Consider the following 22,216-nt stretch of genomic DNA (forward strand, 5'->3'; position numbering starts at 1 on the left):
CCACTCGTGAGGGAGATTTTGACCGCTCAGAAAACCATCGCCAGCTATCGTCGTATGCGCCAACAGCCGCTCTGGCGCCTGTTGGCGGCAGACAACGGCCCGGTCATTATCGGCCTGCTGCAGACGCTGCTGTACGAAAAGGAACGCAGTCTGCCGGCGTCGCTGTTGATCGAACGACTGGACCGGGAGTTGGAAGAGTTGCGTAACCGTGGTGATGATTTTCCCCAGACCGCACAGGCCTATATCGCCGGCTGGTTGCGTGATGGCTATCTTGAACGACGTTACCCCAGCGGGTCGAGCGAGGAGGAATATGAACTCTCTACCGCCTCCGTTGATGCCATCCGTTTTCTGCAGGGACAGATCAAACCGCATTCGGCGGCGACTGAGAGCCGTCTGTCGCTGGTGATTCAATCTCTGGTGGGGCTGGCCGAAGAAACCGATCGCGATAAGTATCGCCGCATCGACCACCTGATCGCTGAACAGGAACGCATCGAACAGGAAATCGAGTCGATCCAACAAGGCCGGATGAAGGTTCTGCCACGGCCGGTGGCTGTGGAACGGACACGTGAAATTATTGCTCTGGCGGAGGATCTGACCGGTGATTTCCGTCGCGTGCGGGACCAGTTTGAGCAACTGAACCGGGAACTGCGTGAATGCATCATGGACAGTGACGGCCATCGCGGCGATGTCCTCGATTCTCTCTTTGCCGGCATTGACCTGATTGCCGAGAGCGACGCCGGACGCAGTTTTTCCGCTTTCTGGCGCCTGTTGACCGATCCGGAGCAGTCCGCCACCCTCGAAGAGGCCCTCGACAGTGTTTTGTCGCGCGGTTTTGTCGGCGAACTCCAGTTTGAAGAACGCCGCTTTCTGTTGCGCCTGACCCGCAATCTGCTGGAGCAGGGCGGCTCAGTCCATGAGGTGCTGCAGACTTTTGCCCGCAGCCTCAAGCACTTTGTCCAAAGCCGAGAGTTTCTTGAACAACGGCGTATCAACCAGTTGCTGCAGAAGGCCCAGCAGGCGGCCCTGCTCCTCAAGGAGGAGGTCAAAGCGACCGAGGATCTGCATTACATCCTGGAGTTGACCAGCTGTCGTTTGCGTTCATTCTCCCAGCTGGTACTGCACGACCCCAGCCTGCAGGCCGAGGCAGAACCTATGGGTGATGGAGAGGCTGCGCCGATTGACCTGGATACGGTCAGCGAACTGGTCGCCCAATCGGAGATCGATTTCCGCAGCCTGAAAGCCGATATCCTGGCCTGTCTGGAGAATTGCACCCAGGTCACCATTGCCGAAGTTCTGAGGTCTTTTCCGGCCAGCCAGGGGCTTGGTAGCGTGGTCGGTCTGCTGGCTCTTGCCAGCCGCCACGGGATGGATGGTAAGGAGACGGAGCAGGTGGTCTGGACAGGGGATGACGGGGTTACGCGGGCTGCACAGATCCCCAAATATTACTTCCTCAAGGAGCAGTGTGATGGACTGCAATGAAGAACCGGCTACGGTGGAGCTGACCGAGCCGGCAACCGAGACGGCCCTCTATCCGGGAGACTGCGGTGAGCTGGCACTGGAGACGCGGCGGGTTTTGGTCCAGTTGCTTATCGGGCCGGCCCTCGAGGGCCGGCGCCATTCGAAGCTCTGGCCGGTTCTGGTCCGTGATGAGACGTTGATACGGCGCCGTCTCGCCGATCTGTTTCTCGATCTGGTCATTGATCGTGAACAGCAGGTCGCCTTTATCCGCCAGGCCGATACCGGTGAGTTGGAGGTGCCGATCCTGCTGCGCCGTGCCCAGTTGACGCTGATCGACTCCCTGCTGCTGCTCCACCTGCGCCAGCGGCTGACCCAATCGGCGGCCCAGGGGGAACGCGCAGTGGTTTCGGTAGGGGAACTGAATGAAGCCCTGTCGGTCTATCGGCGGGTCGGCAGTACCGATCAGGCCGGGTTTGAGAAACGGGTGCATGCTTCAATTGAGAAGATCAAAAAGCTGAGCCTTTTGCGTAAGATTAGGGCCAGCGAAGATCGCTTTGAAATCTCTCCGACCCTGAAGCTGCTCTTCTCCGCCGAGGAGATTCAGGCCTTGCGGGCGACCTATCAGCGCATGACCAGTGAGACGTTGAACACTCTGCCGACATCAACTGTCCAATCGGAGATTTCACATGAGTCAGGCTGAACCCAGCGGGTTGTTTTTTGCCCGCGAGCAATATCGTCTCTGTCGCCTTCAGGTCTACAACTGGGGGACCTTTTCCGGCCTGCATGACATCCCGATAGCCGAGGATGGCTTTCTGTTTGTCGGTCGTTCCGGGTCCGGTAAATCGACCCTGCTCGATGCCATCTCGACCCTGCTGGTGCCGCCGCGCTGGATCGATTTCAACGCCGCCGCGCGTGAAGCCGACAAGACCGGGCGGGACCGTAACCTGGTCAGTTATATCCGCGGTGCCTGGGCCGAACAGAAGGAAGAAAGCAGCGGCGAAATTGCGACACGATTTCTGCGTCGTGGCACCACATGGTCGGCGCTGGCGCTCAGTTATCGGCGTTCGGATGGGCATATGGTGGTCTTGAATCAGCTGATGTGGCTACGTGGCAATGCCAACGGCAACAGCGACGTGCGGCGACAGTATCTGATTCATGAGCAGAATTTAGACCTGCGGGAACTGGAATTCTTCGGACAGAGCAATTTCGATGTGCGGAAATTGAAGCAGGCCTTCCCCGGGGTGTTCATTCGTGGCGAGTTCCGCCCCTATTGTGAGCGCTTTTGTCGCCTGTTCGGTATTGAGAACGAGATGGCGCTGCGCCTGCTGCACAAAACCCAGTCAGCCAAAAATCTCGGTGACCTCAACAGCTTCCTGCGTGAATTCATGCTCGACAAGCCGGCCACATTCACCGTTGCCGAACGACTGGTCAGTGAGTTCGATGAGCTGAGCGCCGCCCACCAGGCGGTTGTGACCGCGCGGCAACAGGTCGAGACCCTGTCTCCTGCCCGCGACCGCTACCAGCAACACCAGACCCTGCGCACAGAGATTGGACGGCTGGAAGATCTGCGGCTGGGTCTCGATCCCTATTGTGAACTGCAGCGGCAGAGACTGTTGAACGAACGCCTGGTCCAACTCCGGGTGGAAGAGGAGGGCCTGCGCGGTGAGGAAGGGCAGTTGCGCGCCCGCTTGGAGGAGGAACGTGGCAGCCTGCGCGAACTGGAACAGCGTCACCGTGACAGCGGTGGCGGGCAACTGGAGGCCTGGCGGCAGGAGCAGACGGAGCTGGAAAGCCAACGTAATGCCCGGTTGCGGCACCGTGGCAGCGCGGAAGAGGCCTGTCGCAAGCTGGGCTGGCAACTGGCCGAGGCACCGGCCCCGTTTGCCGAACAGGTCGGCCAGGCCCGCCGGACCTTGGAGAGCTGGGAGATCGACAGTCGGACATTGCGTGGTCAACGTGATGAACTGGTGGTTGAAAAGCAACGGCTCAAAACCGATTTTGCACAGGTTCGCGAAGAGATTCAGGCTCTGGAGCGGCAGCCTTCCAACATCCCGGCCCGAATGCTGGCCTTGCGCCGCGAGGTCTGTGAGGCGCTGGGCATCGCCGAAGGCGCGCTCCCCTTTGTCGGGGAACTTCTGGAGGTGAAACCGGACCAGGCTGACTGGCGGGGCGCCATCGAAAGAGTGCTGCATGGCTTCGCTCTCTCTCTGCTGGTCGAAGAACGGCACTACGCGGCCCTGAGCAACCACCTCAATACCCGGCATTTGGGCCAACGTCTGGTTTATTATCGTTGTGGGCGCATCGGGGCTGGGCAGCAACGTCCCCTGGCCCAGGCCTCCCTGGTGCTTAAACTGCAGGTCAAGGATTGCCCCCAGAGGGAATGGCTGAGTCACGAGTTGCGCCGCCGGTTCGATTATGCCTGTGTCGATTCGCTGCAGGAATTCCGCCGGGAGGAACGGGCCCTGACCCGCGAAGGGCAGGTCAAGCACAATCGCACCCGGCATGAAAAGGATGATCGGCACCCGGTGGATGACTCCGGCCGCTGGGTGCTCGGCTTCGACAATCGAGCGAAACTGGCCCTGTTTCAGGAGCGGGCGCGCCAGGTGGCCGGACAGCTTGCCACACTGAATGACCGCCTGGCGCAGTTGGATGACGCCGAAACAGCGCACAGCGAGCGGATGCGGCACTGCCAGACCCTGGTGAACCTGCAGTGGCAGGATATCGATGCCCTTTCATTGACCCGGCGCATCGAACGGCTCGCCGGCAAGATTGCCGGGATGCTGTCACAGGATCACGCTTTGCAGGATCTTGCCAGGCAGATCGAAGGGCAGCAACAGAAACTTGAAGCTACGGATGAGGCTTTGCGCGCGACCCTGGGGCGTCTGGACCGGTTGGAAAATGAGCGGCGCGACAATGAGCAGAAGTTGATCGAGCTGCGGCAGGGACTTGAAGGAGTTGTCCTGACCCCCGGGCAGGAGGAAGGCTTGGTCGAGCGTTATGCCCTGCTCAAAGAACCGTTAAGGCTCGACAATCTCGATCGCCACACCAAGACGGTTCTCAAGGGGTTGCATGAAGATCTGAGCCAGGCTGATAAGGTGAAGGCCGAAGCCGAGAAGTTTATCGAAAAGCGCTTCGATGAATTCATCCACCAATGGTCGGCCGAGGCCGAAGGGCTGGATGCCGACATGGCCGCCGCCGAGGATTTCTTCGCCAAGCTGACCCGCTTGGAAACCGATGGTCTTCCAGCCCATGAGCAGCGCTTTTTCGAGCTGCTGCAAAACCAGAGTCACCAGAACCTGGCGGCGTTGTCGACCTACCTCAACGATGCCCGCAAGGCGATTCTGGAACGTATGGAGTTGGTCAACGAAAGCCTGGTCAAGGTTCCCTTCAACCAGCAGGATGATCGTTCCAGTTTTCTGCATATCGATGCCCAGGATCGGCAACTGGTCGAAGTGCGGGAGTTCAAGCGTGAGATAAAACAGGTGCTGAAACATGCCTGGAATGAGGATCGTGCGGCTGCCGAGCAACGCTTTACCAGCCTGCGGGGTATTGTTGAGCGCCTTGCCAGTCAGGAGCCGGATGCCAAGAGGTGGCGCCAACTGGTACTCGATGTGCGTCTGCATGTTGAATTTATCGGCCGGGAAATCGATGCGTCCGGGGTGGAGATCGAAGTTTATCGCAGTGGCACGGGCAAGTCGGGTGGCCAGCGACAGAAGCTGGCCACGACCTGCCTGGCTGCCGCTTTGCGATATCAGTTGGGCGGAGATGAAAACGGGGTGCCGATGTATGCTCCGGTGGTGTTGGACGAGGCCTTCGATAAGGCCGACAATGAATTTACCGCTCTGGCAATGAATATTTTTGCCAATTTCGGTTTTCAGATGATAGTCGCCACACCATTGAAATCGGTTATGACACTGGAACCTTTCATCGGTGGGGCCTGTTTCATAGATATCCGAGAGCGGCAGATCTCTGGGGTGTTGCTTATCGAATACGATCGGAGGCAAAAGCGCCTGCAGCTTCCCGAACGGGAGTCGGTCGAGGTTCAGCGTGAAGTTTCCTGAGGATGTGAGGGCGTTGCTCCAGCGTCGTTTCAAGGCCCAGCAGAAAAACTGGCTGGCGGAGGAACCTGCTGATGCAGGGTCGGTCTGGCCCATGTCGATTGCGCTTGGGCGGCCGACGGAAAAGGAAGGATTGGAGAATCCCGAGCGGGTCCGGGGTTGGATTCGGGCCTGGCAGGACTGGCGCGGTGTCGGCCAGTTGCTGTGGATCGAGCGCCGCTGGCGGGTTCTCGGTAACCAGCGCCTGCCGGAACGCCTGGTTCTCGACAACCCGCAGGAAGTGGCCACCTGGGTTGACGAGAGTGAACGCTGGCAACGGGCCCGCTGTCGCCATGTGGTGATGACTGAACGCTGGCCCCAGCTCGGTTCTGTGTTGCCGCGGTATTTTTCTGTCCTGGCCGATTATGCCGAGGGAGATTTCCGGCGCCTGCTTTCTATGCTGGCTTGGCTGATTGACCATCCGGAAACGCAACTCTATCCCCGTCAGATCCCCCTGGCAGGGATCGACAGCAAGTGGTTAGAAGCGCGTGGTTCGTTACTCGGCAATCTGCTTGCCGTTGTGCGGCAGCAGGCCTCGGAAGAGAGTGACTTTTTTACCCTCACCGGCCTGCGGAGGCCCCCGCGCCTGCTTCGCCTGCGCCTGTTGGATCCGGAATTGCGCCGCAGGGTTGGCGGGCTGGAGGATATCTCCGCCCCTGCCAAGCAACTGGCACAGCTGAATTTTGCTCCGCAGACGGTTTTTATCGTCGAAAATCTGCAGACCGGGTTGGCGTTTTCCGACCTCCCCGGAGCGGTGGTCATCATGGGACTTGGCTACGGGGTCGATGATCTCGGGGGTCTGCCGTGGCTTGAGGGAGCCGCCTGTTTTTACTGGGGGGATATTGACACCCACGGACTGGCGATCCTCGGTCGCGCCCGCCGATACCTGCCGCAGCTGCAATCGCTATTGATGGATCGGCAGACCCTGTTGCGCAATCGGGATTTGTGGGTCAAGGAAGAACGCCCGCATGCCGCGCCCGAGATATCCTGTTTAACCTTGCCGGAGCAGTCTCTGTACCGGGGACTGAAAAATCATGAGTGGGGGCAGAATGTCCGTCTGGAGCAGGAGCGTATCGCCTGGGACAGCGCTTGGGACAAAATTTATGCACTTACGGTTGGCGAAGAATAGTTTTCTTGGTCAAGGATTGGATGACATGAACAACCACCGTCTGGTTTATTCTGATGAAATCGGCAGCCGTTGCCCGAAATGCGGCAAGACGTTGCAGAAATGCGTTTGCCGCGCGAGCGGAGAGCCGGTCGGCGACGGCCGGGTGCGGGTGGCGCGGCAGACCAAAGGGCGCAAGGGGAAGGGTGTCAGTCTGATTACCGGACTGCCGCTGGCGGAAAAAGAGTTGAAGGCGCTGGCTAAAGAGTTGAAGCAGTGTTGCGGCTGCGGTGGCACAGTCAGGGAGGGGATCATCGAGCTCCAGACCGACCAACGCGATCTGCTGGTGGAGGAACTGAAGAAACGTGGCTACCAGGCCGGAAAGGCGGGAGGTTGACCATGGCCGGAACCATCCATCGCTCCGTCTGTCCCTACGACTGTCCCGACGCCTGCGGCCTGCTGGTCGAGGTCGAAGACGGCCGCGTTGTCAGCGTCAAGGGCGATCCCGAACATCCCTTTACCCGCGGCATCCTCTGCGCCAAGATGCAGCATTATGAACGCACGGTGCATTCGCCGCGGCGGCTGACCGAACCGTTGTTGCGTTGTGGGCCGAAAGGTTCCGGCCGTTTCCGGCCGATCGGCTGGGACGAGGCGATTGAACGGATTGCCGAACAGTGGCGGACGATTATCGCCACGTCGGGAGCCGAGGCGATTCTTCCCTATTCCTATGCCGGCACCATGGGCGTTCTGCAGCGCAACGCCCTGATACCTTTCTTCAACCGCATGGGCGCCTCAAGGCTGGAGCGAGGCATCTGCACCCCGGCCAAGGATGAAGGCTGGCGGGCGGTGATGGGCGATACCCCGGCTCCAGCTCCGGACCGGGTCCTTGACAGCGACCTGGTGATCCTCTGGAGCAGCAACGCCGCGGCCACCAACCTGCATTTCCTGCAGTTGGTCAAACAGGCGAAAAAACAGGGCGCCCGGGTCTGGATGATCGATCTCTACCGCAACGCAAGCAGCGGGGTGGCCGACGAGGTTTTCTGCGTCAGGCCGGGCAGCGACGGCGCCCTGGCGCTGGGACTGATGCACCTGCTGGCGCGCGATGGTCTCTGCAGCGAGGTGTTCCTGCGCGAAAAGGTTCAGGGTTTTGCCGAGCTGCGCGCCTCCGTCCTGCCCGACTATTCCCCCGAACGGGTCAGTCGTTTGACCGGTCTTGCGCCGCAGCGGCTTGAACAGATGGCCCATGCCTTCGCCGCGGCAAAGGCCCCCTTCATCAGCCTCGGCGGCGGGCTGGCGCACTACAGCAACAGTGCCATGACGGTGCGCAGTATTGTCGTTCTCCCGGCTCTGACCGGGGCCTGGGAACGGGGCGGCGGTTGTTTTGTCGGCACCAGTACCGGGGCCGCCTTGCCGATGGAAAAGATCACCGGCCCGGAATTGCTGCAGGGGCAGCCGCGCAGCATCAATATGAGTCGGCTCGGCGATGCCCTGACACGGCTGGATGATCCGCCGGTCAAGAGCCTCTACATCAGCCATTCCAACCCGGCGGTGGTGGCGCCCGACCAGAACCGGGTGCTTGCGGGGCTTTCACGCGAGGACCTGTTCTGCGTGGTGCATGAGCGTTTTCTGACCGACAGCGCCCGTTATGCCGACATTCTGCTGCCGGCGACCAGTTCCCTCGAATACGGCGACCTGTTTCGCTCCTACGGCAGCTACTGCGTGCAGCGCACCTTCCCCGTGATTCCGCCGGTCGGGAAGAGTAAATCGAACCGCGAGGTGATTCGGCTGCTGGCGGCGGCCATGGACTACAGAGAGGATATCTTCTACCGGGATGACGAGGAGCTGATCGCTGAGCTGCTGGCCGAATCGAACGACTGGTGGGCCGGGGTCGACCGACAGGCGCTTCAGGAAGGCCGGCCGGTGGTTCTTTCCCCGCCGCGCGCGGGCCGCTTTCATACGCCGTCGGGAAAAATAGAGATTCTCAATCCGCGACTGCGGGATCCCCTGCCGTGCTACCTGGAGCCGTACCGCGATGAACTGCCGCTGCAATTGGTCACCGCACCGGCGCTGAAAACCCTTAATTCCACCTTCTTCGAGCGCGAGGAACTGCGTGAGCTGCAGATGTTCATCCGGGTGCATCCCGCAGAGGCCGAACGGCGCGGGCTGGCGGATGGGCAGCCGGTGGTGGTCTGGAACAAGCAGGGTGAAGTCGATTTTGCCCTGCGGCTGGATGAGCGGGTGCCACCCGGACTGGCAGTGGCCGAAGGGGTCTGGTGGCGCGAGTTCGCTCCCGGTGAACGCACCGTCAACGCCCTCACTTCACAGCGTCTCACCGATCTCGGTGGCGGCAGCACCTTCTATGACAACCGGGTTGATATCCGTGGTGGTTGAGGAGCGTGCGATTGGCGCTGTGCCCGGAGATTCACTCAGCTCTGCCTGACGACGCCCCCGGAGCAAAAGGCCGGGGGCGTCGTTTTTTTAATCGGGGTTCAGTTGTTTCCGGTTTGCCGGGGCGGGCGGGATGAATCCGCGGCCGCGGGTTTACAGGATCTGGCTCAAAAACAGCTTGGTGCGCTCGTTCTGCGGGTTGTCGAAGAATTCATGCGGGGTGTTCTCCTCGACAATCTGGCCCTCATCCATGAACATCACCCGGTCGGCGACGCTCTTGGCGAAGCCCATTTCATGGGTGACCACCAGCATCGTCATGCCCTCGTCGGCGAGGTCGATCATGACGTCGAGAACCTCCTTGACCATCTCCGGGTCAAGGGCGCTGGTCGGCTCGTCGAACAGCATCACGTTCGGTCTCATGCACAGGCTGCGGGCGATGGCGACACGCTGCTGCTGGCCGCCGGAGAGCTGCCCCGGGTATTTCTTGGCCTGTTCGGCGATCTTGACCTTTTCCAGGAACATCATCGCCGTCTCCTCAGCTTCCTTCTTCGGTTCCTTGCGCACCCAGATCGGTCCCAGGGTCAGGTTTTCAAGGATGGTCAGGTGGGGGAAGAGGTTGAAGTGCTGGAAGACCATGCCGACCTCGGTGCGAACCTTTTCAATATTCTTGATGTCATTGGTCAATTCAATGCCGTCGACGATGATCCGGCCGCGCTGATGTTCCTCCAGGCGGTTGATGCAGCGGATCATGGTTGATTTTCCCGACCCGGACGGGCCGCAGATGACGATCCGTTCACGGCGGGCAACCTTCAGGTTGATGTCGGATAGAACATGAAAGTCCCCGTACCATTTGTGCATGCCGATCAGTTCGATAATCGGCTGGTCGATGGTCGCGTCGGTTTTTTGTGCGGTTGTATCAGTCATGGCAAATCTCGTTGCTCGGGTCAGCGGCCGGTGTGCAGGGCCTTTTCAAGTTTACGGCTGTAGTTCGACATGGCGTAGCAGAAGATGAAATAGAGGACCGCCAGGAAGAGATAGGCCTCGCTGGAATAACCCATCCATTTCGGATTGGAGAGGGTGACCTTGGTGGTTTTCAGCACATCGTAGAGGGCGATGATGACGACCAGCGAGGTGTCCTTGAATGCGGAGATCAGGATACCGACGGTCGGCGGAATGACGATCTTCAGTGCCTGCGGCAGGATGATCAGGCGCATCGCCTGGCCGTAGTTGAGGCCGAGGGAGTCGGCTGCCTCATACTGTCCTTTGGTGATCGCCTGCAGGCCGCCGCGGACCACCTCGGCGATATAGGCGGCGGTGAAGATGATGATCGCCACCTGGGCGCGCAGCACCTTGTCGATGGTGATCCCCTCAGGAAGGAACAGGGGAAACATGATCGAGGACATGAACAGCATCGAGATCAGCGGCACGCCGCGGATCAGCTCGATATAGACCACGCACAGTGATTTGATGGCCGGCAGTCTCGATTGCCTTCCCAGGGCGAGCAGAACGCCGAGCGGGTAGGCGCCGACCATGCCGAACAGGGAGAGCATCAGGGTCAGCGGCAGACCGCTCCACTTGGCGGTTTCAACCACCGGCAGGCCGAGTCCTCCATGCATCAGCCAGCCCATGACAAACAGGCCGGCGGTCCAGATCGGGAACAGCAGCTTGTTCCAGCTGCGGCGGTTCTGGGAATAGAGGACCAGCGCCAGCAGCAGAATCATCGCTGTCAGCGGGCGCCACTGCTGATCTTCGGGGAAGAAACCGAAGAAGATAAAACGAGCGTTGGCCGGGATGATCGACCAGCAGGCGCCGTCGATATCGCGGCAGGCGGCGGCATCGCTGAACCAGAGACTGTCAACAAAGGCCCACTTGATCAGCGGCGGGATCACCAGGAAGAGGCTGTAGATGGTCAGGATGGTCAGCAGCGAGTTGAACCAGTTGTTGAACAGGTTTTCCCGGAGCCAGCCGAGGACACCCACTTCGGTGACCGGCGGCTTGAGATATTTACGGCTGGTCGAGGCGTTTTTGTCGGTCATTTTCTCACCTCTCCACAATGGCCATTTTTTTGTTGTACCAGTTCATGAAAAATGAGGTCGACAGGCTGAAAAAGAGATAGACAGCCATGATCAGGGCGACCCCTTCGATCGCCTGCCCGGTCTGGTTGATAGTGGTGTTGGCGACAGAGACGAAGTCGGCGAAGCCGATGGCGATGGCCAGGGAACTGTTCTTGGTCAGGTTGAGCATCTGGCTGGTCAGGGGCGGAATGATCACCCGCAGCGCCTGCGGCAGCACCACCAGGTGCAGTACCTGCCCGGAACGAAGGCCGATCGACATCGCCGCCTCGATCTGTCCCCGGTTGACCGACTGAATACCGGCGCGGACGATTTCGGCGACGAAGGCCGAGGTGTACAGGACCAGGCCGATCAGCAGGGCACTGAATTCGGGGGTGACCGCCATCCCGCCGAGGAAATTGAAGCCGCGCAGGACCGGGATATCCAGTGCCGTCGGCGCCCCGTAGGCCAGCCACACCAGCGCCGGCAACAGCAGGCAGAGACCGAAGCCGCTGCGTACCACCGGAAAGATCTGGCCGGTGAGATCCTGTCGTTTTCGTGCCCAGCGGGCAAGAAGCCACCAGATCACAACGGCCGCCGCCAGAGCCCACAGCATCGGGGTATGGGCGGGGTGTGCTTCCGGGACGGCAAAAATCAGGCCGCGGTTGCAGAGAAACACTCCCGGCAGCGGGTTGAGTGCCTGGCGCGGAGCCGGAAACGCCTCGTAGAAGATGGAGTACCAGAAAAACAGTTGCAGCAGCACCGGGATGTTCTGCATCACCTCGATAAACCCCCCCGCCAGGCGCGAAACCAGCCAGTTGTGCGAGAGACGGGCGATACCGACGATCACCCCCAGGAGGGTGGTCAGAATGATGCCGATGAAGGAGACCTTGAGGGTGTTCAGGGCACCCGCCAGCAAGGCCCTGGCATAGGTGTCGGCGGCCGAGTAGTCAATCACCGATTCGCCGATTTCAAAACCGGCCTCGTTGTGCAGAAAGCCGAAGCCGGTGGCGATCGACTGACGTTTCAGGTTGGCCTGGGTGTTGCTGAACAGCACGTAACCGATGCCGAGTACCAGCAGCAGGACGGCGATTTGGAAAATAATACCGCGTTTTTCCGGGTTGCGCCAGAAGGGGACGGTACTTGACGTGATGTCAGGTGTTGCCTTGGGTTCGTTGCTCACGTTTCAATTTTTCGAGTCATGGGTTGAGGCTGAATCGGCGCACATTGCACCGATGTGAATGGAAAAGGGGGGAGCCGACCTTATGGACGGCTCCCCCGGTTCTGCAATGGTTATTTGAACGGCGGTGAATACATCAGGCCGCCGTTGGTCCAGAGGGCATTGAGACCGCGCTCGAGGCCGAGGGTGGTTTTGGGGCCGACGTTGCGATCGAAAACCTCGCCGTAATTGCCGACCTGCTTGATGATGTTGTAGGCCCACTTCTCATCCAGTCCCAGAGCCTTGCCGTTGCCGGGGATGACGCCGAGGAAACGCTTGATCGCGGGGTTCTTGCTCTTGAGCATCTGGTCAACATTCTTGGAGGTGATGCCTAGCTCTTCGGCATTGATCATCGCCAGCACGGCGAAGTCGACGATATCGCGGAACTGGTCGTCGCCGTGGCGAACACAGGGTGCCAGCGGCTCCTTGGAGATGATTTCCGGCAGGATCACGTAGTCCTTCGGATTCGGGGCCACGGCGCGGGTACCGGCCAGCTGGGAGGCATCCGAGGTCAGCACGTCGCAACGTCCGGCGAAGAAGGTCTTGGCCAGCTCGGTGGTGTTTTCGATGACGACCGGCTTCCATTTCATGTTGTGGGAGCGGAAGAAGTCGGCGGCATTCTGCTCGGTGGTGGTGCCGGGCAGGACGCAGACGGTGGCGCCGTCAAGCTCTTTGGCGCTTTTGACGCCGAGCTTCTTGGGAACCAGGAAGCCCTGACCGTCGTAGTAGTTGACATGGACGAAGTTCAGTCCGAGCTGGGTTTCGCGGGTCAGGGTGCGGGTGGCGTTACGGGTCAGGACGTCGATCTCGCCCGACTGCAGGGCGGTGAAGCGCTGCTGGGCGGTCAGGGGGGTGAACTTGACCTTGCCGGCATCGCCGAAGATCGCCGCGGCGATGGCCCGGGCGGTGTCGACGTCCAGGCCCTTCCAGACCCCTTTTTCATCCGGCATGCCGAAGCCGAACACGCCGCCGTTGACGCCGGCCTGAATAAAGCCTTTTTTCTTCACCGCGTCGAGATCCTTGCCGGCAAAGGCGAGGCCCGCGCTCAGCAGTGATAGACACATCACCAGTGCCATGATTTTTGCCAGTTTCATCCGTTTCCTCCTCTGTTGTCGTTGGGGGGTTGAGAAAACAACCGGGTTGACCCGGCCATCAATAACCGATGTTAACCGCTTTTCGGCAAATGAAAAGTCGAAGTACCCGAAACGGTTGCATTTTCTGGACGTTAGCGGTGGAATATTGGCAATACCAAACCGGGATTCAATTTCGGCAAACAGTGTTTTGTAAAATAAGGCAGGGACTGCGGTGCTGTCAAACAGAAACTGCAACCGGGGCGAAGGTCGTGTTCAGGGCAGAGAGGGGGAGGGAAACAGAGGTCGCGTCAGCCGCGGTTCTCCAGAGTCGTGGTCTGGATGGACGACTCGGGAACAGAGGGATTGCCCCCCCAGGAGACCAGCAGCAACGAGGCCCAGACCAGGCCGATGACAACAACCAGCAGACGTATCAACATGGGCAGGTAATCTAGCGAAACCGGCGTCGGAAATCAAGTCAAAAGAAGGACGACCGGGAGCTTGTTTCGACAATCGGTTTCATGTTATTTTTCAACACCGCACAGCGTGTCAACCGAAGGCCCGTCCAGTTCTGGAAGAGGGCTGTTTTTGTCCTGAATCCGTGAATATTTCGCCGGTTCAGGTTTGTTTTTTCAAGAGGTTCCCTTGATCGATTTCCATACCCTCAATCCTGAACAGTATGCCGCTGTTGAACACGGCGATGGTCCCCTGCTGCTGCTGGCCGGTGCCGGGTCCGGCAAGACCCGCGTCATCACCTACCGGATCGCCTACCTGGTGCTTGAGCGAGACATTCATCCGGGGCATATCCTCGCCATGACCTTCACCAACAAGGCGGCGCGTGAGATGCGCGAACGGGTTGCCGGTCTGATCGGCCGCAAGCGTACCGCGGCCATGACCATTTCCACCTTCCACTCCCTCTGCGTGCAGATTCTCAAGCAACATATCGATCGGCTCGGCTACAAAAGAAACTTTTCCATCTATGCCGCCGCCGATCAGGTCCGGCTGATCAAGGATCTTATCGACCGGCATGTCAACAGCGGCGATCGGAGGATCGACGCCGCCCGCGTTCTCTGGATCATTTCCGACGCCAAGAACCGGCTGATTGCTCCGGAGGACTTCGCCCCGTTCCATGGTGATGAGTATCAGCTGGCGGCAGCGACGGTCTATCCCATTTACCAGAAGGCCCTCAAGGCCTACAACGCGGTTGATTTCGATGACCTGATCATGTTGACCGCCAGGTTGTTCAGGGATCATCCCGAGGCGCTGGAAGCCTGTCGGCAGTGTTACCGCTACCTGCTGGTGGACGAATACCAGGACACCAACGCCGCTCAGTACCAGCTGCTGCGGCAGCTGGCGGCGCATGGCAATCTCTGCGTGGTCGGTGATGATGATCAGTCGATCTACGGTTGGCGCGGCGCCGATCTCGGCAATATCCTCGATTTTGAAAAGGACTTTCCCGGGACCCGGACCATCCGCCTGGAACAGAACTATCGCTCGACCGGCAATATTCTGGCTGCCGCCAACGCGGTGATCCGGTGCAATACCCGGCGCAAGGTGAAAAAACTCTGGACCGGTGACGGGGCCGGTGAGCCGCTGGAGATGATCGTCTGCCGCGATGAGGAGGATGAGGCCCTGCAGGTGGCCGAGCGTCTTCAGGTCGAACACTACCGGGGCCGGCCATGGAAGCATTTTGCCATTCTTTACCGCACCAACATTCAGTCGCGGGCTTTCGAGGAGCAGTTGCGCTACCTGGATATCCCCTATCGGCTGGTCGGCGGCCAGCAGTTCTACGACCGCAAGGAGGTCAAGGATGCCGTCGCCTACCTGAAGGTACTGCTCAACCCTTTCGATGAAGTCAACCTGCTGCGTATCCTCAACTATCCGAAACGCGGCATCGGTGCCACCAGTGCCGACCGCCTGATTCAACGCTCAAGCGACCGCGACTGTTCCCTGTGGGAGGTGCTGCGCGATCCGTCGGGTGTCGATCTGAGTGATCAGGTGCGGGCTTCTCTGGCGCTTTTCGTGCGCCTGATCGAAACTTGGCGGTACCGGCTGCGCGACAGCCTTGATCTGACCGCCTCGGTCGCCGAGCTCTTCAGGGAACTCGACCTGGACGGGGAGATCAACCGTTCGACCGATGACCGGATCAAGGCGGAACGACGGCGCGAGTTTCTGCAGGACGTGATCAACGCCCTGGCTTCCTATCAGCAGCGCGAAGCGGAACCGACCCTCGCCGGGTTTCTGGAAAAAGTCTCCCTGCTCGATGATGAGCAGCAGGATGACAAGGACGCTGACGAAGAGGATGTTGTCACCCTGATGAGTCTGCACAGCAGCAAGGGACTCGAGTTCCCGATGGTTTTCCTGGTCGGGATGGAAGAGGAATACCTGCCGCACAAGAATTCTCTCGAGGCCGCGGCCGACGGAGGTGAGGCCACCGCTCCGATCGAGGAAGAGCGGCGGCTCTTTTATGTCGGTATCACCCGGGCGCGGCGGCAGCTGGTGCTGACCCGTGCCGAGGAACGAAAAAAATACGGCAAGGCTCTCAAGCGCGAGCCGAGCCGTTTCCTCGCCGAGATTCCCGAGGACCTGCTGCAGGCGCGCAGTTCTTCGGTGCCGCGTCAGGCCAGTGAAGCGGAGCAGCAGCAACAGGCCGGTCATTTTTTCAGTGGGATTCAATCCCTGCTGGGAGAGTGAGCCTGCAATCGCTGTGCTCACTGATTCAGGTTAAGAACTGAGCGTATCGGGTCGAAGAGTTGAAAGAGTTTCCGGGTGGATGAACACCCCAACTTTTTCCACGAGGCGGCCATGTTGCCGAAACCTGAGGACAGTCTGTTTTTCCAGAGCCTGCCGCTGCCGGCCCTGCTGGCCGATGCCGCGGCCGAAGTCATCGCTGTCAACCACCTGTTCCGACAGTGTTACTCGTCCACGTTGTCCAGTCGTCATTCCTTTGATATCCACCCGGGAGACAACCTCCCCTGGTTGCAGCCGGTGCTGCAGGTGGTTGCCCCCGAGCCGGTCCGGGAGGATTCGGTCATCGGCCCCTGCGGACGACGGCAGCGGGTTCTGCTCGGCCGTCTGGATATGGAAGGCAGGTCGCTGTGGCTGGTACTCTTCCCCGGCCGGAACGGAGACGGCGACAGGGAGACGGATCTTTGCCCGGCGATCTTTGACAGCCTGCCCGATCCGGTCTGCCTGCTCGATGTCGAAACGTTTTGTATCCTGGGCGCCAACCGGGCTTTCCATGAAAAATTTGCCGGTTCCGCCGTTAGCGACCTGATCGGCAGCACCTGTCATGAGGTGACCCACCATTCGCCGACGCCCTGCAGTCTCAGCGAGCATCATTGCGCGTTGCGGGAGGTGCTGCGCACCGGGAAGACGGTATGTACCGATCATCTGCATACTTCTTCTGACGGGGATGAGGAGGTTTTCGAGACTATCGCCTCACCGTTGCGCGACACCACCGGGGCCATCAGTCGGGTGGTTTATATTCTGCGCGATGTCAGCGACAAGTGCCGTTCGGCGGATGAAATCCGGCAGCTTTCCAATTACGACAAGTTGACCGGACTGCCCAACCGACTCCTTTTTCAGGAGCGCCTGCGCCAGGACATCGAACGGGCGGGGCGCGACAGCTGTTCGATCGCGGTGATGTTCCTTGACCTGGATCGCTTCAAGGGCATCAACGATACTCTCGGCCACAATGTCGGCGACAAGCTGCTCAAGGCGGTCGGGTTGCGGCTGGCGGATTGTCTGCGCCGTCATGATCTGGTGGCTCGGGTCGGTGGTGACGAGTTTGTCGTGGTTTTGCCGCGATTGAATATTGAGGATGAGGCGCACGTGGTGGTGAAGCGGACCCTGGAATCGTTATCGGATGCGTTCGATATTGACGGGCAGGAGGTTTTCTGCACTGTCAGTATCGGCCTGGCATTTTATCCGCATGACGGACAGGACGAGGATGCCCTGTTGAAGAACGCCGAGTTCGCCATGTACCAGGCCAAAGAACAGGGGCGCAACACCTGGCAGCGTTTTTCGTTGGAGACCAATGCCGGTGCGGTGGAGAAGCTGGTTCTGGAAACCGGCCTGCGTCATGCTCTTGAGCGGGGTGAGTTGTTTCTGCATTACCAGCCGCAGGTGAGAACGTCCGACGGGCACCCGGTCGGTGCCGAGGCCCTGTGCCGCTGGCAGCATCCCTACCTCGGGCTGGTGCCGCCGATGAAGTTCATTCCATTGGCCGAGGAAACCGGCCTGATTCTGCCGATCGGCGCCTGGGTGCTGGAAGAGGCCTGCCGCCAGAGTGTCGCCTGGCAGTTGCAGGGTTTGCCGCCGATTCGCATCGGCATCAATCTTTCTGGTCGCCAGTTCAAAGACAAGCATCTGGTCGACAAGATTGCCGAAATTCTGGACCGGACCGGTGTCGATCCGGACCTGGTTGAGTTGGAACTGACGGAAAGTATGTTGATGGATGACGCTCGCGGGACGGCCGAGATGTTGCAGAAGCTGCGTGGTCTCGGCGTCCATCTGGCGATCGACGATTTCGGTACCGGTTATTCATCTCTCAGCTACCTGAAGCATTTCCCTATCGATCGGGTGAAAATTGATCGTTCCTTCGTGATGGATCTTGAGGGGGGTGGTGACGATGCCGCCATTGCCGGTGCCATCATCGCCATGGCGCAGAGTCTCAACCTGGCGACCATCGCCGAGGGAGTCGAGACAGAGGGACAGCTCGAATTTCTGCGTGAACGGGGTTGTGAGGAGATCCAGGGTTTTTACTTCGGCAAGCCGATGGCGGCCGAGGATTTTGCCGCCTACCTGCTCCGGGAAGCCGGGAACAGGTCCGGGACCGGCTGAGGGTCCTGTTTTTGCTCAGGATTATTTCAACAGCAACAGGATGACGACGCCCGCCGCCAGAATCCCGCCGGCCAGTACGATCCAGCGTCCCGAGGATCCTCGCGGGGCGTTCGTCGTTTCCAGTTCGCCGATCACCGGAAAGCGTTCGATCACACTGCGGACATGCGGGGCGCTCCTGAGTTCTTCGGTCAGGTCGCTGCCCGCCTGATGGGCGCCCCGGTGATCGCCGTTCGCCCACAACGGGCTGTCGCTGACATCGTAAACCTTGCCGTTGACGGCAAAACAGGCCCTGCGCCCGTCCCGTCCGTCGCACTGTCGCAATTCATCTCTGGTCATAGATTCTCTCATTTATGCTGAACCGTTTTTTCAACAACTTACTGGCAATTGCTCTGAAATTCAGGTAGAAATGGGGAACTGTCTTTTTTGTTGAGGCCGTCCCGGGAAGCGGTCTCCCTGTCCCTGATCTGAAAACGACCATGTATCTGAAATATTTCGGCCTGGACGAAGCCCCCTTTTCCCTGACTCCCGACCCTGATTTCTACTACGGTTGTCCCGGACATCAACGTGCCCTGGATGTTCTCGTCACGGCCCTTGAGTCCGGCGAAGGCATTATCAAGATAACCGGTGAAGTCGGCACCGGCAAGACCCTGCTCTGTCGCAAGCTGCTGGAGAACCTGCGCCCGACCCATCAGACCGCCTATCTGCCGAACCCGCTGCTCGGTCCGGTTGAACTGCATCGGGCGATCGCCGAGGAGATCGTCGCCGGGGCGGTTCCCGCGGGTGCCACCATGCATGACCTGCAGAAGTTGATTCAGCAGCGGGCCCTGGAACTCAATCGGGAGGGCCGGAAAGTCGTGGTCTGCATCGACGAGGCCCAGGCGATGTCGGATGTCAGCCTTGAGGCGCTGCGGCTGCTCAGCAATCTTGAAACCGAAAAACGGAAGCTGCTGCAGATCGTTCTGTTCGCCCAGCCCGAACTTGACGTGCGCCTGGAGCAGACGATGCTGCGCCAGTTGCGGCAGCGCATCAGCTTCGCGCATCACCTGGTCCCGTTAAACCGGGACGGGGTCCATGACTATATCAAACACCGGGTGCTGATCGCCGGACGACGTGACGGCGCCCTGTTCACCTCCCCGGCCATGGATGCCGTGGCCCGGGCCAGTAAGGGAGTTCCTCGGCTGGTCAATATTCTCTGCCACAAGGCCCTGCTGGACTGCTTCCGTCAGAATGACCGTACCGTTGACCGTCGACATGTCATTGCGGCCGTCCGGGACACCTCCGAAGTACAGAACCCCTTCCAGTGGAAACTCTCCCCCAGTCTCTTCTGGGGTATCGCCCTGGTCACCCTGGTGGAACTGGTCCTGATTGTTGTGCTGTTGAAGAACAATCTGTGACCGGGGCGCTGCCCGTTTCATTTCCCCTGCCTGCTCCTTTCCTGGAACCTGCCTGAGGGCTGATCGGCCGGTCTCTCCACTGCATTTTCCCAGCTGTTTACCGTAAAAACGACTCCGGATATTCAAGAAAAAAACTTAACTTTTTCAACGCGCTGCCGATTGTATTGAAAGAGGGCAATAACAACGCATGGTTCGGGGGGAAGATCAGGCGGAAAAATTTTTTCAATCGGCTTGCAAATTTTGAAATCTGCGGTAAAAGAAGTACCGGTGATTGTTAGGAAATAATTATTAAATAGAACCATTTTGGTTTTTTTTCGACGACTGCCACCGTCGTAATCGGGAGGATGCCGGATTTCCCGGGATTCCCAGTAAAAAAATTGAAAGGACGCGGATCTTGTCGCCGGGCCGGATCTCATCTGACAGGGTTTACCGGTTTTATGGGCAATGTTGTCCGTATGGCCGTTCGCACCAAACTTTCTGGTAAGGAGGCGCTATGAAGAATTGCTCAAGGATCTTGGCCTTGCTGGCAGCTGTGCTGCTGGTCGGCATGGTCTGCCAGGCTTCGGCCGCGACCCGGATCAGTGGGCGCGCGAGTACCGAATTCGAATGGTATGACAATGCCGATGAGGATACGGCCACCCCGATCTACCAGTACCTGTTGTTCAATGCCACCGATATCGCCGATACGGGCTGGGCTTTCAGGGGCTACGGCCGCCTGGCGGACGATCCCTCCGATGAGGCGGACGTCGATTCCGAGTTCTATTACGGGTACCTCGAAAAACGGAACCTGGTCACCAATCTCGACCTCAAGCTGGGACGGCAGTTCATTTCCACCAGCGCCGGGGCATCGGTGATGGACGGGCTCTACCTCAACTACAACAACCTGGGGCCGGTCGATCTCGCTTTCTTCGGTGGCGGGGACGTCAAGTTCGACGACAACTACAGTACCGGAGACTGGATCGTCGGCGGAGAGGTCTCTTCCGACCGCTTGATCAAGAACCTCGCGGCGGGATTTTCTTACCTGCAGAAATGGGAGGATGAAGAGCTCGGCTACGAGCTGTTCGGTCTTGATCTCGACTACAACCTGCCCAACCTGATGCGCTTCTACAGCGAGACCCAGTACAGCTGGCTGACCGACGAAGTCACCTATTTTCTGCTCGGCGCCAAGTATTACCGGGATTCCAGATGGTCGTTGCGGGCCGAATATCTCTACTCGCTGCCGGTCTTCTCTTCGACCTCGATCTACTCGGTCTTTGCCGTCGACGAATACGAAGAGGCCCTGCTCGAATTCAACTATCTGATCCGAACCGGCCTGAACGCCTACGGCCGCTATACCCATGAATTCTACCAGAGCACCAGTGATGCCGATGTCTTTGAGGCCGGGCTGGAGATGCAGCGGGTCGCGAAGCTTTCCGGTTACCTGGTCGGCACATACCGGCTGGATGATGAGGGGCAGGATCTTATGGGGATCAAGATCCGGGTCGCCTATCTTTTCCATCCCCGGTTCGAGGCCGGTGTCGGCGCTCATATCGACGTACTTGAACGGCAGATCGGCTTTCTCGGTGATCAGTACAACGATGAGGATGACACCACCAGCCAGCGTTACTGGGTCGACGCGACCGCCTACCTGACCGAGAAGATCAATCTTCAGGGAAAACTCGAAACGGTCAAGAGCGACCTGTGGGATAAGTATTTTCGGGGCCGTTTGCGCCTGAATTACCTCTTTTGAGTAAAGGAGCAAGCATATGGTTCGCATCCTGTTGACACTCTGTATTGTCCTGGTCGCCAGTGCCCCGGCCTGGGCTGTCACCTTCAACCATAGCGAGCATGACGGTTATGTTGACGGTGCATCCTGTTCGACCTGCCATGTTTCAGATGCCCAGAGCATTGTTCCCGCCAAGAAGGTCTGTGAACAGTGCCACGATGCCGATTTCGCCAAAGGGGTTGATTACCCGAGTCTGGCCAGCCACGGTCCGCTCTGGGCTTTTCAGCATCGTGCCGAGGCCAAGGGGTCTGCCATCAACTGCTCGCAGTGCCACGAACAGGACTTTTGTTTCGAATGCCATACCAACGCCGGCCGCGCTGACGAGCAGGGCTCGTTCGGCAACAATCTGGCCAATGTGCATCGCAGCGATTTCCAGGTCAGTCACCCGATCGCCGCCCGCACCGATCCGCAGCTCTGCAGCAGCTGTCATGAAACCAGCTTCTGTGCTGATTGTCATAATACCTTCAACCGCGCTGATCTGGCCTTCAAGTCCCATCGCCGTGCCTGGAGCGACCTGAAAACCAGTCCTTCGGGCCCGGAACACCGTTTTTACGATCAGAGCCAGTGCCAGACCTGCCATCCGAACTCGGTGCTGCCGTCGCATGACTGGAGCGGCAGCCACTCCCGCGAGGCACGCAAGAACCTGGCGACCTGCCAGGCCTGTCACCCGGACGGTGATATCTGCCTGCAGTGTCACAGTGCCCGCACGGGGCTGAGAGTCAATCCCCATCCCGCGGATTGGGGTGATATCAAGGGACGTCTGGATCGCGCCGGCAGCGGCAAGACCTGCCGTCGGTGCCATTAGTCGAATTTCTCCAACCTAA

The 22,216-nt window shown here is 59.4% G+C and carries 17 protein-coding genes; 11 read left to right on the forward strand and 6 right to left on the reverse strand.

Annotated features, from left to right (window positions below; genetic code table 11):
- The first annotated feature begins 18 nt into the window (after positions 1-18).
- The 6 genes from C2E25_RS10970 to C2E25_RS10995 are packed head-to-tail and all read left to right on the forward strand — an operon-like array spanning position 19 to position 9,051.
- The gene (locus C2E25_RS10970) at positions 19-1,479 is read left to right on the forward strand and encodes a DUF3375 domain-containing protein (RefSeq protein ID WP_103115782.1); all 1,461 of its coding nucleotides are present in this window, start codon (positions 19-21) and stop codon (positions 1,477-1,479) included.
- Entirely contained in the window at positions 1,466-2,158 is a 693-nt protein-coding gene (locus C2E25_RS10975; RefSeq protein WP_103115783.1) for a DUF4194 domain-containing protein, read from the forward strand. Before C2E25_RS10970 ends, C2E25_RS10975 begins: the two co-directional genes overlap by 14 nt.
- Positions 2,145-5,519, forward strand: a complete 3,375-nt coding sequence (locus C2E25_RS10980) for an ATP-binding protein (protein WP_103115784.1) — start codon at positions 2,145-2,147, stop codon at positions 5,517-5,519. Before C2E25_RS10975 ends, C2E25_RS10980 begins: the two co-directional genes overlap by 14 nt.
- Positions 5,520-5,523: 4 nt before the next feature.
- Positions 5,524-6,684, forward strand: coding sequence for a Wadjet anti-phage system protein JetD domain-containing protein (locus C2E25_RS10985; protein WP_420094631.1), 1,161 nt, complete (start codon positions 5,524-5,526; stop codon positions 6,682-6,684).
- Positions 6,685-6,709: 25 nt separating this feature from the next.
- Entirely contained in the window at positions 6,710-7,057 is a 348-nt protein-coding gene (locus C2E25_RS10990; RefSeq protein ID WP_103115786.1) for a translation initiation factor Sui1, read from the forward strand.
- Between the two features lie 2 nt (positions 7,058-7,059).
- A complete protein-coding gene (locus C2E25_RS10995; RefSeq protein ID WP_103115787.1) occupies positions 7,060-9,051 on the forward strand; it encodes a molybdopterin-containing oxidoreductase family protein in 1,992 nt (663 codons plus the stop codon).
- Positions 9,052-9,201: 150 nt separating this feature from the next.
- Here C2E25_RS10995 and C2E25_RS11000 read toward each other — a convergent pair whose 3' ends face one another.
- From C2E25_RS11000 to C2E25_RS17975, 5 genes are all read right to left on the reverse strand, one after another.
- The gene (locus C2E25_RS11000; RefSeq protein WP_103115788.1) at positions 9,202-9,972 is read right to left on the reverse strand and encodes an amino acid ABC transporter ATP-binding protein; all 771 of its coding nucleotides are present in this window, start codon (positions 9,970-9,972) and stop codon (positions 9,202-9,204) included.
- A gap of 20 nt (positions 9,973-9,992) precedes the next feature.
- Positions 9,993-11,084 carry an amino acid ABC transporter permease gene (locus C2E25_RS11005; RefSeq protein ID WP_103115789.1) on the reverse strand — a complete coding sequence of 364 codons (1,092 nt, stop codon included), beginning with the start codon at positions 11,082-11,084 and terminating at the stop codon, positions 9,993-9,995.
- A 4-nt stretch (positions 11,085-11,088) separates the two neighbouring features.
- Positions 11,089-12,282 (reverse strand): amino acid ABC transporter permease, encoded by a 1,194-nt coding sequence (locus C2E25_RS11010; RefSeq protein ID WP_103115790.1) that lies wholly within the window; start codon positions 12,280-12,282, stop codon positions 11,089-11,091.
- Between the two features lie 110 nt (positions 12,283-12,392).
- Positions 12,393-13,412: an amino acid ABC transporter substrate-binding protein gene (locus C2E25_RS11015; RefSeq protein WP_103115791.1), complete on the reverse strand. Its 1,020-nt coding sequence runs from the start codon at positions 13,410-13,412 to the stop codon at positions 12,393-12,395.
- A gap of 287 nt (positions 13,413-13,699) precedes the next feature.
- Positions 13,700-13,828 (reverse strand): hypothetical protein, encoded by a 129-nt coding sequence (locus tag C2E25_RS17975; protein ID WP_269845107.1) that lies wholly within the window; start codon positions 13,826-13,828, stop codon positions 13,700-13,702.
- A 205-nt stretch (positions 13,829-14,033) separates the two neighbouring features.
- Here C2E25_RS17975 and C2E25_RS11020 point away from each other — a divergent pair, with 205 nt between their 5' ends.
- Entirely contained in the window at positions 14,034-16,082 is a 2,049-nt protein-coding gene (locus tag C2E25_RS11020; RefSeq protein ID WP_103115792.1) for an ATP-dependent helicase, read from the forward strand.
- A gap of 111 nt (positions 16,083-16,193) precedes the next feature.
- Complete coding sequence (locus C2E25_RS11025; protein ID WP_158247221.1) at positions 16,194-18,233, forward strand: GGDEF and EAL domain-containing protein; 2,040 nt, start codon at positions 16,194-16,196, stop codon at positions 18,231-18,233.
- A gap of 21 nt (positions 18,234-18,254) precedes the next feature.
- Here the strand turns inward: C2E25_RS11025 and C2E25_RS11030 are convergent, their stop codons facing one another.
- Positions 18,255-18,569 carry a cytochrome b5 domain-containing protein gene (locus tag C2E25_RS11030; protein ID WP_199177418.1) on the reverse strand — a complete coding sequence of 105 codons (315 nt, stop codon included), beginning with the start codon at positions 18,567-18,569 and terminating at the stop codon, positions 18,255-18,257.
- A 140-nt stretch (positions 18,570-18,709) separates the two neighbouring features.
- On the opposite strand from C2E25_RS11030, the gene C2E25_RS11035 reads away from it, so the two are divergent.
- The 3 genes from C2E25_RS11035 to C2E25_RS11045 all read left to right on the forward strand — a co-directional run bounded on the left by C2E25_RS11035 (position 18,710) and on the right by C2E25_RS11045 (position 22,197).
- A complete protein-coding gene (locus C2E25_RS11035) occupies positions 18,710-19,627 on the forward strand; it encodes an ExeA family protein (RefSeq protein WP_103115795.1) in 918 nt (305 codons plus the stop codon).
- A gap of 520 nt (positions 19,628-20,147) precedes the next feature.
- Positions 20,148-21,356, forward strand: a complete 1,209-nt coding sequence (locus C2E25_RS11040) for a hypothetical protein (RefSeq protein WP_146032951.1) — start codon at positions 20,148-20,150, stop codon at positions 21,354-21,356.
- A 16-nt stretch (positions 21,357-21,372) separates the two neighbouring features.
- Entirely contained in the window at positions 21,373-22,197 is an 825-nt protein-coding gene (locus C2E25_RS11045) for a cytochrome C (RefSeq protein WP_103115797.1), read from the forward strand.
- Positions 22,198-22,216 lie beyond the last annotated feature (19 nt).

This window comes from Geothermobacter hydrogeniphilus (genome assembly GCF_002898515.1).
In the GTDB taxonomy this organism is placed as follows: domain Bacteria; phylum Desulfobacterota; class Desulfuromonadia; order Desulfuromonadales; family Geothermobacteraceae; genus Geothermobacter_A.

Coding starts and splice junctions, on each gene's coding strand:
- C2E25_RS17975 (WP_269845107.1), bottom strand. CDS start 13,828: ATGTTGATACGTCTGCTGGTTGTTGTCATCGGCCTGGTCTGGGCCTCG.
- C2E25_RS11000 (WP_103115788.1), bottom strand. CDS start 9,972: ATGACTGATACAACCGCACAAAAAACCGACGCGACCATCGACCAGCCG.
- C2E25_RS11030 (WP_199177418.1), bottom strand. CDS start 18,569: ATGACCAGAGATGAATTGCGACAGTGCGACGGACGGGACGGGCGCAGG.
- C2E25_RS10980 (WP_103115784.1), top strand. CDS start 2,145: ATGAGTCAGGCTGAACCCAGCGGGTTGTTTTTTGCCCGCGAGCAATAT.
- C2E25_RS11015 (WP_103115791.1), bottom strand. CDS start 13,412: ATGAAACTGGCAAAAATCATGGCACTGGTGATGTGTCTATCACTGCTG.
- C2E25_RS10990 (WP_103115786.1), top strand. CDS start 6,710: ATGAACAACCACCGTCTGGTTTATTCTGATGAAATCGGCAGCCGTTGC.
- C2E25_RS10995 (WP_103115787.1), top strand. CDS start 7,060: ATGGCCGGAACCATCCATCGCTCCGTCTGTCCCTACGACTGTCCCGAC.
- C2E25_RS11035 (WP_103115795.1), top strand. CDS start 18,710: ATGTATCTGAAATATTTCGGCCTGGACGAAGCCCCCTTTTCCCTGACT.
- C2E25_RS11045 (WP_103115797.1), top strand. CDS start 21,373: ATGGTTCGCATCCTGTTGACACTCTGTATTGTCCTGGTCGCCAGTGCC.
- C2E25_RS11005 (WP_103115789.1), bottom strand. CDS start 11,084: ATGACCGACAAAAACGCCTCGACCAGCCGTAAATATCTCAAGCCGCCG.
- C2E25_RS11025 (WP_158247221.1), top strand. CDS start 16,194: ATGTTGCCGAAACCTGAGGACAGTCTGTTTTTCCAGAGCCTGCCGCTG.
- C2E25_RS10975 (WP_103115783.1), top strand. CDS start 1,466: ATGGACTGCAATGAAGAACCGGCTACGGTGGAGCTGACCGAGCCGGCA.